This is a genomic window from Mycobacterium sp. TH-M116, assembly GCF_057473685.1.
Window position 1 is genome coordinate 1 of the sequence record NZ_JBYCLC010000407.1, and the last position, 9,741, is coordinate 9,741.

11 protein-coding genes are annotated in these 9,741 nt (G+C 70.4%); 1 reads left to right on the forward strand and 10 read right to left on the reverse strand.

The genetic code is table 11. From position 1 onward, the window contains the following. From panC to AC2VOK_RS20880, 10 genes are all read right to left on the reverse strand, one after another. Positions 1-622: pantoate--beta-alanine ligase (gene panC, locus AC2VOK_RS20835; protein WP_428902138.1), on the reverse strand; the 622-nt coding region annotated here is incomplete at its 3' end. Next, on the reverse strand, positions 619-1,551 hold the full coding sequence (locus tag AC2VOK_RS20840; RefSeq protein WP_428902139.1) for a Rossmann-like and DUF2520 domain-containing protein: 933 nt from the start codon (positions 1,549-1,551) through the stop codon (positions 619-621). The genes panC and AC2VOK_RS20840, both read right to left, overlap by 4 nt. 115 nt (positions 1,552-1,666) lie before the next feature. Next, positions 1,667-3,043, reverse strand: coding sequence for a DUF6779 domain-containing protein (locus tag AC2VOK_RS20845; RefSeq protein WP_428902140.1), 1,377 nt, complete (start codon positions 3,041-3,043; stop codon positions 1,667-1,669). A gap of 86 nt (positions 3,044-3,129) precedes the next feature. Continuing rightward, positions 3,130-3,606 (reverse strand): DUF3180 domain-containing protein, encoded by a 477-nt coding sequence (locus AC2VOK_RS20850; protein WP_428902141.1) that lies wholly within the window; start codon positions 3,604-3,606, stop codon positions 3,130-3,132. Continuing rightward, positions 3,606-4,127: a 2-amino-4-hydroxy-6-hydroxymethyldihydropteridine diphosphokinase gene (gene folK / locus AC2VOK_RS20855; RefSeq protein WP_428902142.1), complete on the reverse strand. Its 522-nt coding sequence runs from the start codon at positions 4,125-4,127 to the stop codon at positions 3,606-3,608. The genes AC2VOK_RS20850 and folK overlap by 1 nt, the downstream gene beginning before the upstream one ends. Further along, positions 4,124-4,525: a dihydroneopterin aldolase gene (gene folB / locus AC2VOK_RS20860; RefSeq protein WP_421531285.1), complete on the reverse strand. Its 402-nt coding sequence runs from the start codon at positions 4,523-4,525 to the stop codon at positions 4,124-4,126. Before folB ends, folK begins: the two co-directional genes overlap by 4 nt. A gap of 18 nt (positions 4,526-4,543) precedes the next feature. Then, on the reverse strand, positions 4,544-5,428 hold the full coding sequence (gene folP, locus AC2VOK_RS20865; RefSeq protein WP_428902143.1) for a dihydropteroate synthase: 885 nt from the start codon (positions 5,426-5,428) through the stop codon (positions 4,544-4,546). After that, positions 5,382-5,996, reverse strand: coding sequence for a GTP cyclohydrolase I FolE (folE, locus tag AC2VOK_RS20870; RefSeq protein WP_428902146.1), 615 nt, complete (start codon positions 5,994-5,996; stop codon positions 5,382-5,384). The genes folP and folE overlap by 47 nt, the downstream gene beginning before the upstream one ends. A 21-nt stretch (positions 5,997-6,017) precedes the next feature. Then, on the reverse strand, positions 6,018-8,384 hold the full coding sequence (gene ftsH, locus AC2VOK_RS20875) for an ATP-dependent zinc metalloprotease FtsH (protein ID WP_428902144.1): 2,367 nt from the start codon (positions 8,382-8,384) through the stop codon (positions 6,018-6,020). Between the two features lie 195 nt (positions 8,385-8,579). Beyond that, entirely contained in the window at positions 8,580-8,996 is a 417-nt protein-coding gene (locus AC2VOK_RS20880; protein WP_421531296.1) for a VOC family protein, read from the reverse strand. A gap of 131 nt (positions 8,997-9,127) precedes the next feature. Here AC2VOK_RS20880 and AC2VOK_RS20885 point away from each other — a divergent pair. After that, positions 9,128-9,741, forward strand: a 614-nt coding sequence (locus AC2VOK_RS20885) for an alpha/beta fold hydrolase (RefSeq protein WP_428902145.1), incomplete at its 3' end; no start/stop codon positions are given.

The window sequence follows — 9,741 nt, forward strand, 5'->3', positions numbered from 1 at the left end:
CCGGATCCAGGTAGCGGTTGCGCGACGACATCGCCAGGCCGTCGGGCTCGCGGATGGTCGGCACCCCGACCACGGCAACGTCGATGTTCAGGTCGGCGACCATCTGGCGGATCAGGACCAGCTGCTGGAAGTCCTTCTCGCCGAAGAAGACCCGGTCCGGACGCACGATCTGCAGCAGCTTGCACACCACCGTCAGGACGCCGGCGAAGTGGGTCGGGCGGGCGCCGCCTTCGAGCTCGGCTGCCAGCGGACCGGGCTGCACCGTGCTGCGCAGGCCGTGGGGATACATCGCGGCGGCGCTCGGCGCGAACACCATCTCGACGCCCTCGTCCGACAACAGAGCCACGTCGTCGTCGAGCGTGCGGGGGTAGGCATCGAGGTCTTCACCCGGGCCGAACTGCAGCGGGTTGACGAAGATCGAGACCACGACCACCGAGCCGGGCACCCGCTTGGCGGCCCGCACCAGTGCCAGGTGCCCGTCGTGCAGCGAGCCCATGGTGGGCACCAGCATCACCCGGCGCCCCGTCTGGCGCAGCGCCCGGCTGACGTCGGCGACGTCGCGCGGCGCCGAGTACACGTTGAGTTGGCCGGGGTCGAAGACCGGCGACCGCGCCACGGTCATCGCACCAGCACCTTGACGACGTCCTCGGGCGCGTGCGCGCGCTGCGCGGTCCGCAGGGCGTTCACCCGGTACGCCTGGGCCAGGTCCGAGTCGACCTTGGCCAGCGCGGCCAGATGCCCGGCGACCGCGGCCGCGTCACCGCGGGCGACGGGTCCGGTGAGCGCCGACTGGCCGCGTTGCAGGGTGTTCTCCAGTGCTGCCCGGGCCAGCGGCCCGACGATGCGCTCGGCGATGCCGCCGGGCTGGTCGTCGACGATTTGTCCCCCGCCAGCGGGAGGAACCCCCAGGCCGAGCACCTCTTGCCCGCGCAGCGCGGCCCGCAGTGCATCGAGGGCATCGGCCAGGACGGTCACGATGTGGTTGCCCGCATGCGCCAGGGCGGCGTGGTAGAGCACGCGGGCGTCCTCACGGACGCAGAACGGTTCGCCACCCATCTCCAGGACCAGAGACTGCCCCACCGCAGATCCGACGTCGTCGGCCGCAGTGATCCCGAAACAGGTGTCCGGCAGCCTGCGGATGTCCTCATCGGACCCGGTGAACGTCATCGCCGGGTGGATCGCGAGCGGTATGCAGTCGGGGGTCAGCGGCGCGAGCACGCCGACACCGTTGGCTCCGGAGGTGTGCGCCACGATCGTGCCCGGCCGCACCGCCGACGTCGCGGCCAGACCGGCCACCAGACCGGGGAGTTCGCTGTCGGGTACCGCCAGCAGCAACAACTCCGCGCCGACAGCCACGTCCTGGGGCGCAACGACCGGGGTGTCGGGCAGCCACCGTTGCGCGCGGCGTCGGGACGCGTCGCTGACGGCGCTGCACGCGACCACGACGTGGTCGGCGCGCTCCAGCGCAACACCCAGGGCGGTTCCCACCCGGCCGGCCGAGATGATCCCCACCTTCAGTCTGGCCGGACGCAAACCGTCGAACTGCACCATCGCAGACGACCTCACCTAAGTCTTCGTTCGTTCCGGTCCCAGTCTCACGGGTACCGGACGGTCACCAAGACTGTAGTCGATGGCCGGACCGGACCCAACGCGACAGGGCCCCGGCTCAGACGTTACGGCGGCGGCGGCGCCCAACCCCGGACGACTCGACCTGCAACCGCGCCAGCAGTTGGGCGACCGACTGCCCACCCGAAGGCGGGCCGTTCGCCACGTCGGAGCCGTCCGCGCCGCCATGGCGCGGTGCGGGCTCCGGGGCCGGCGCCGGCGCCAGTCGCGGCGGCTGCTGCTCGGCGGCCGGTGGCACCGGGGGCTGCGGTGCCGGTGCCGGCGCCGCAGCGGGCGCCCTGACCGGAGGCGGGACCACCACCGGCTCGTCGGGGACCGTGAAGTTGCGGACGCCGAAGTCGCGGTATTCCGCCGAATGCCGCGACCGCGAGCGGCGGCCGGACTCCCCGTGGGGCCGCGGGGCGTCCCGCTCACCGCGTGAACCGGTGGGGACGGGTCCCCCGCGCGAGTCGCGGTAGCCTTCGGGCTCTCGCTGCTCGCGGGATTCTCCAAAAGGCTCGTCGGCGCCGATGTGGCGGGAGCCGCGCTGCCTCCCAGACGGATCGCCGCCGGGCGGTGCCGCGGTTCCGGAGGGCAGCCACCGGCCGTTGGCGACCGGCTCCCAGTCCTGGTCCCGGGCCTGCGCTTGCGGGGGCGGCGGCGTGCGGTGCCGGAAGTCGAACTGCGGCTCCGGCTCCGGCGCATGGGAGGTTTCCTGTGGCGCCTCGTGGAAGCGCACGCGTTCGCGTGGGGGCGGCTGCCGCCGGGGCGGCAGCAGAGGCTCCTCGGGCACGTCGATGATGGCCGGCTCGTCGGAGCAGCCGTCGGGGGTGTTCGAGACCCCCAGGGCCTCCGGGGCCTGGGGCGAGTGGTGCTGCGGCCCCGGCGTCACGCGGTCGCTGGACACCCAATCGACGGGCGCTCCCGCACCGTTGCGGTCCCATTCGCTGTACGCGCGAGCGCGGGGAACCTCGGTATCGAGCGTTTCGATCGCGGGACGCTCCTTGAGGTCCGTGTCGAACAGGATCTCCAAGCTGGTCCGCAATGCGTTCAGTTCCGCTCGCAACGCCGCGACCTCGTCGGCGCTCTGGGCCCGCAACTCGGAGGCCAGTTCGCGGCGCAGCTGGGACTCCACCGTCAGCTCGTACTCACGGCGGGCCGATATCTCCCGGTCCAGTTGCAGGTCGTAGACCAGCTTCAAGTCACGCACCCGTGACTGGTCGGCGTCGCTCTGCCGGCGATACAGCACGGACACGAAGGCGCCGGCCACCGCAGCCCACAGCGCCAGGATCACCGCGAGCTTGAGAAGTTCCACGCGGTTGGTGAAAACCAGCGCGGAACTGGCTCCCATCGCGAGAACCAGCAACGCGGTCAGGAGTGCCCAACCCGGCCTGCGGCCGCCGCGCCGTACCCGGGCGCCGCGGGACAGAACGGTCATGGCCCGACTGTACCTCTGCGAGGTCATTGCGCGTGTCGGGCCGGTCCGGCGATTCTCAGTTAGCGGTACCCGACGTCCCGGGCCGGTCAAATCTCGGCGCCCTCACCGTGCTCGGGTGGTTCTGGCGGAGATTTGCAGCAATGTTGCAGCCACAGCCCGGCGACGAGCAGCACCAGCGCGCTGACGGCCGCGACCACCGTCCCGGTGGTGTCCTCGGCGGCTACCCGCAGCCAGGACCGGCGCGGCAGAAGGTACCCCAGCACCCCGATCCACAAGCCCAGCATCAACGCGCCGACCCAGGCCGACGCCTTGGCCACCACCACGCTGCGCGCCACCGCCAGCGGGTGCAGCCGGCCGGCCCCGGGGCCGATCTCGCAGCCGCTGATCTTGGTCCGCACGTAGCGCGCCCACAGCGCCTCGGCGGCGGCCACCGCGAGCAGCGAGATCCCGGTCCACGCGGTGATGCGCGGGAACCACCGGTCCATGGCGCTGAACAGCAGGTATCCCAGCACCGCGGCGGCGACCACCGCGGCCGTGAGGTCACGTCGGCGGGTCGGGCCCATCAGCTTCCCCGCGTCGTGAGCGTCAGGTCGGTCAGCCGCACGCTGTGCCGGTCGGCGGGTTCCAGCTCGGCGAGCAATCCGGCGATCGGCCGCGGCCCCTCGACAACCGTCAGCCAGGCGTCGGGATCGACGGCCAGCCAAGGGATCAACACAAAAGCCCGCAGATGGGCCAGCGGGTGCGGCAGCGTCAGGGTCTTCTCGCGAGCGATCACCTCGGCTTCCCCGTGGCAGACGATGAGGTCGACGTCGAGGCTGCGCGGACCCCAGCGTTCGCCGCGGACCCGGCCGGCCGCCCGCTCGAACTCCTGCCCGCGCCGCAGCCAGGCGTGCGCGTCGCACGCGGCGTCGTCGGCGATGAGCACCGCGTTGAGGAAGGGCGCCTGGTCCACCCGGCCCCAGGGATCGGTCTCGTATACCGGGGACACCGCGCGCACCGCCTCACCCAGCCCGTCGACGACCGATTGCAGCCGCGCCAGCCGGTCCCCCAGGTTGGAGCCGATGGACAGCACGACGCGCGTCATCGCGCTCCGCCGGCCGGGACCATCGAACCACGGCCGCCGCGCCGTGACCGCCGGACCACGACCGCCACATCGGCGAACCGCTGCGGGATCGGAGCCGACGGTTTGTGCACCACCACCTCGACGGCGTGCACACGCCGGTCCCCCATCACCTGGTCGGCGATCTCGCCCCCGACCGTTTCGATCAGGTTGCGGGGCGCTCCGCCCACCACCCCGGCCGCCAGACCGGCCAGCGCGGCGTAGTCGTAGGTGTCGGCCAGGTCGTCGCTGGCGGCCGCGGCCGCGAGATCGATCCACACGGTGATGTCGACGACGAACTCCTGCCCGTTGGCGCGTTCGTGTTCGAAGACCCCGTGGCGACCGTGAAGTGCCAAGCCGCGCAATTCGATTCGATCAGCCATCTCGATCAGCCATCTCGATCAGCCATGGCGTCCAGTCGTCTCGGGTTGCGTCCAGGCCCCGACGACCTTGAGGGCGTCGACCGAGGCCCGCACGTCATGCACCCGTACCCCCCAGGCACCGTACAGGGCGGCCAGCGCGGAAATCACCGCAGTCGCCGTCTCGCGGCCGTCAGGCGGCCGCGGCGACCCGTCGGGGCCGGCCAGCAGCGTACCGAGGAACCGTTTGCGCGAGGCGCCCAACAGAACCGGGATACCGGTGGAGACCAGATGCGGCAGGGCGTGCAGCAGCGCCCAGTTGTGTCGCCCCGTCTTGGCGAATCCGAGGCCCGGGTCGATCACGAGCTTGGCCGGATCGACGCCCGCGGAGACCGCGTCGTCGACGCTCGAGAGCAACTCCGCGCGCACGTCGGCCACCACGTCGCGATAACTCGGGGCGCGGTGCGGGTGCTCAGGCGACACAGGTCGCCAGTGCATCAGCACCCAGGGCACGCCGGCATCGGCCAGCAGCGGCGCCATCGCCGGATCGGCCCGTCCGCCGGACACGTCGTTCACGATGCGCGCGCCGCTGTGTAGCGCCGCCCGCGCAACGTCGGCGTGCATCGTGTCGATGCTCACCGTGACACCTTGCGCAGCAAGCTCTTTGACGACCCGGACGACGCGCGATGCCTCAACCCTGGAATTGATCCGCGTGGCGCCGGGACGGGTGGACTCGCCGCCCACGTCGACGATCTCCGCGCCGTCGGCGGCCAGTGCCAGTCCGTGGGCCACCGCGGCGTCGGCATCAAGGTAGCGCCCGCCATCCGAGAACGAATCGTCGGTGACGTTCACAACCCCCATGACCTGCACAGGCGGGGGTTCACTTACGCAGGATGAGGTCGAGAGCTTCGGCTCGCGAGGCGGCATCGTGCTTGAACTGGCCGCGCACCGCCGACGTCGTGGTGACGGCGCCGGGTTTGCGGACGCCGCGCATCGCCATGCACAGATGCTCGGCTTCGACGACGACGATCACCCCGCGGGGGTCGAGCCGGTTCACCAGGGCATCGGCGATCTGGCTGGTGAGCCGCTCCTGAACCTGGGGCCGCTTGGCGTACAGGTCGACCAGGCGGGCGATCTTCGACAACCCGGTCACCCTGCCGTCCTTGCCGGGGATGTAGCCCACATGGGCCACACCGTGGAACGACACCAGATGATGCTCACACGTGGAGTACATCGGGATTTCCTTGACGATCACCAGTTCGTCGTGGTCTTCGTCGAACATGGTGTTCAGCACCGTGCCGGGGTCGAGGTAGAGCCCGGAGAACATCTCGTGGTAGGCGCGGGCCACCCGCGCCGGGGTGTCCCGCAGGCCATCCCGGTCCGGGTCCTCGCCGATCGCGTACAGCAACTCGCGAACCGCGGACTCGGCACGCTGCTGGTCGAACGACCGCACGTGTCCGGGCGCGGGAGGGGTGTCGGAGTCGAGATCCGGCAAGGCCATCGGGTGCTCCGTTCCTCAGCCTCGGGCCGGCGGACTGAACCGGCGGACGTCGTCATCCGGCCGGTCGGGTGCCCGTGCCGGATCGGGGGCGGTATGCGGGCCGGTTTGGCCGGCCGGTGGGTGCGGGGGGTACGGAGCCGGGGCCTGGCCCGGCTGCCCCGGGTAGTGGCCCACCGGCTGCGGCCAGTAAGGCTGCTGCTGCTGAGGCGGATACCAGTGGCCGGGCTGCGGTTCCTGCGGCGGCCAGCCGGGCGCATGCCAGCCGGCCGGGGCACCGTAGTCGGGCTGGGTGGGGCCGTGTGGCCCCTCCTGCCGATTTCCGGCTTGGCCGCCGCGGGAACTGTGGGAGCCATTCCCGCCGTGGGCGTTTTTGGCGACCTCGCCGCGCGCGGCCTCGGCGGCCTGGCTCGCCCGCGCGATCGCCGCCTTGAAGGCCGGCTCGGGGACCGGCGGGGGCCATGGATCGCCACGCTCGATCGCCAGCTCGCCGGGCGTCTTGATCGGCGGCTTGTCCGACGGGATGCGACCCCCGAAGTCGTCGAACATGGTCAGGCGGGGACGCTTCTCGACGCCGGCGAAGATGCTCTCCAGTTCTGGCCGGTGCAGAGTTTCCTTGTCCAACAGCTCGCCGGCCAGGGCGTCGAGGGTGTCGCGGTACTCGGTGAGGATCTCCCAGGCCTCGGTGTGCGCAGCCTCGATCAGCTTGCGGACCTCGTCGTCGATGTCGCGAGCGACCTCGTGCGAGTAGTCGGCCTGGTTGCCCATGGTCCGGCCCAGGAACGGGTCACCGTGCTCGGAGCCGTACTTGACGGCGCCCAGTTTGGAGCTCATGCCGAACTCGGTGACCATCGCCCGCGCGATCTTGGTGGCCTGCTCGATATCGGAGACCGCGCCGGTGGTCGGTTCGCGAAACACCAGCTCCTCGGCGGCGCGCCCACCCATCGCGAACACCAGCTGCGCGATCATCTCCGAGCGCGTCCGCAGGCCCTTGTCGTCCTCCGGCACCGCGACCGCGTGCCCACCCGTGCGGCCCCGGGCCAGGATCGTCACCTTGTAGATCGGCTCGATGTCGGGCATCGCCCACGCCGCCAGGGTGTGTCCGCCCTCGTGGTAGGCGGTGATCTTCTTCTCGTGCTCGCTGATGATCCGGCTCTTGCGCCGCGGCCCGCCGACGACCCGGTCCACCGCCTCCTCCAGAGCGGCTCCGGTGATGACGGTGCCGTTTTCCCGGGCGGTCAGCAGAGCGGCCTCATTGATCACATTGGCCAGATCGGCACCGGTCATGCCGACCGTGCGCTTGGCCAGCCCGTCCAAGTCGGCGTCGGGGGCAATGGGCTTGCCCTTGGCATGCACCCGCAGTACCGCGCGGCGGCCCGCCAGGTCGGGATTGGACACCGGGATCTGCCGATCGAAGCGGCCGGGCCGCAGCAGCGCCGGGTCCAGGATGTCGGGCCGGTTGGTGGCCGCGATCAGGATGACGCCGGCGCGCGGGTCGAACCCGTCCATCTCCACCAACAGCTGGTTCAGCGTCTGCTCGCGCTCGTCGTGACCGCCGCCGAGTCCGGCACCCCGCTGACGGCCCACCGCGTCGATCTCGTCGACGAAGATGATGCACGGATTGTTCTGCTTGGCCTGTTCGAACAGGTCACGCACGCGAGACGCGCCGACACCGACGAACATCTCGACGAAGTCGGACCCCGAGATGGTGAAGAACGGGACCTCGGCCTCGCCGGCCACCGCGCGCGCCAGCAGGGTCTTACCCGTCCCGGGCGGGCCGTAGAGAAGGACGCCCTTGGGGATCTTGGCGCCCAGCGCCTGGTAGCGACCCGGGTTCTGCAGGAAGTCCTTGATCTCGTAGAGCTCCTCGATCGCCTCGTCGACCCCCGCGACGTCGGCGAAGGTGGTCTTGGGCGTGTCCTTGGAGAGTTGCTTGGCGCGCGACTTGCCGAATCCGAAGCCCATCCGGGCGCCACCCTGCATCCGCGAGAACATCACGAACAGGCCCACCAGCAACAACAGCGGCAGCAAGTAGACCAGCAGCTCACCCAGAATGCTGCCCTGGTTGACGACGGTGCTGATCTTGGCGTCCTTGGCGCTGAGCGCGTTGAACAAGTCGACCGCGTATCCGGTGGGATACTTGGTGATGACCTTGTCGGACCCGTCCGTCTCGCCGTTTCCGTTTTTCAGGGTCAGCCGCAACTGCTGCTCACGGTCGTCGATCTGGGCGCTCTTGACATTGCCGCCGTTGATCTGCGCCATCGCGACCGAGGTGTCGACGGACTTGAAACCGCGGGTGTCGTCGCTGAAGTAGAAGAACGACCAACCGAGCAGCACCACGACAGCGACCGCCGTGACGGTGCGGATCAGATTTTTTCGGTTCATCAATCATCGGCCCTACGGGCCAGGTCCTTCCGATGCACACGTAGCGGGAAAGTTCCAGGCTACCGCCCGCGGTAATCGCCAGCCCGGGGGAGCCGGGCGCGGCCGGTCACCGCCAGCGTGCCGTCCTGCCCAGACAACGACCGGCAGTTCCCGGTTGGTTCGGCAATCGCCGTCGCGATCGGTGTTGCGTGCAGCTCAGCGCTCGTAATACCGCGCCTCGATCACGTTGCCGTCCGGATCGGCGAAATAGTATCCCTGCGGCGCCCACCCGCGGGCCCCATACGAGTGGTTCAGCCGCGCGCCGGTGTCAACGCCTTCGGCTTTCAGGCGCCGATCCAGTGCCTCGTACTCGGATTCCGACAGCGCAAGGCAGACGTGGTTGACGCGGTGCCCGGCACTCCCCGGGACCCGCGTCATGGTCTCGGTGCCCGCGATGCTGTCCACCGGCACGAGGTCGAGGATGGAGTCCTCCGACACGCGCACGCTCGGAAACGGGGCCTCGCCGGCCTCGAACTCGTCGAACCGCACCGGCTCGAGCCCGACCACCCGCGAGTAGAAGTCCATCGCGACGCGAGGGTTGCCCGTCCACAGCACGACGTGATCCAGCCGCATGGTCACACTCACCCGCCCTCGTAGTCATCGAACCCGCGTCAAACGCTATCTCAACGCGCGCCGCGCCCGAGCGCCGATCGCGGCACGCACTTCCACTTCGCAGCCACCGGCAAGTGTGCTTTGGTAACGGAATGCCGACATCGACGGAGCGGTTTGTGGACACCAATGGCGTGCGACTGCGGGTGACGGAAGCGGGAGATCGCGGCGCGCCCGTGGTGATCCTGGCCCACGGCTTCCCGGAACTGGCCTACTCCTGGCGCCACCAGATACCGGTACTCGCCGAGGCGGGCTACCACGTGCTGGCTCCCGACCAGCGTGGCTATGGCGGATCCTCTCGCCCGGATGCGATCGAGGCGTACGACATCCACGCGCTGACGGCCGACCTGGTCGGCCTGCTCGACGATGTCGGCGCCGAGCGCGCCGTCTGGATCGGGCACGACTGGGGCGCCTCGGTCGTGTGGAACGCACCCCTGCTGCATCCTGACCGGGTAGCCGCCGTCGCCGCGCTCAGCGTGCCGCCGGTCCCCCGTCCGCGGGTGGCGCCGACAACGGCGTGGCGCAAGATCGCCGGCGACAACTTCTTCTACATCCTCTATTTCCAAGAGCCCGGTATCGCCGACGCCGAACTGGACGCGGATCCCGCCCGCACGATGCGCCGGATGCTGGGCGGCCTGCGGGCATCCGGGGACCACAGCGCGGCGATGCGCATGGTGGCCCCGGGTCCGGAGGGCTTCATCGAGCGCCT

Bases quoted from the DNA above. Each gene is read 5' to 3' on its own strand.
- AC2VOK_RS20840 (WP_428902139.1), bottom strand. From the start codon at position 1,551: ATGGTGCAGTTCGACGGTTTGCGTCCGGCCAGACTGAAGGTGGGGATC.
- AC2VOK_RS20845 (WP_428902140.1), bottom strand. From the start codon at position 3,043: ATGACCGTTCTGTCCCGCGGCGCCCGGGTACGGCGCGGCGGCCGCAGG.
- AC2VOK_RS20850 (WP_428902141.1), bottom strand. From the start codon at position 3,606: ATGGGCCCGACCCGCCGACGTGACCTCACGGCCGCGGTGGTCGCCGCC.
- folK (WP_428902142.1), bottom strand. From the start codon at position 4,127: ATGACGCGCGTCGTGCTGTCCATCGGCTCCAACCTGGGGGACCGGCTG.
- folB (WP_421531285.1), bottom strand. From the start codon at position 4,525: ATGGCTGATCGAATCGAATTGCGCGGCTTGGCACTTCACGGTCGCCAC.
- folP (WP_428902143.1), bottom strand. From the start codon at position 5,428: ATGCCGCCTCGCGAGCCGAAGCTCTCGACCTCATCCTGCGTAAGTGAA.
- ftsH (WP_428902144.1), bottom strand. From the start codon at position 8,384: ATGAACCGAAAAAATCTGATCCGCACCGTCACGGCGGTCGCTGTCGTG.
- AC2VOK_RS20880 (WP_421531296.1), bottom strand. From the start codon at position 8,996: ATGCGGCTGGATCACGTCGTGCTGTGGACGGGCAACCCTCGCGTCGCG.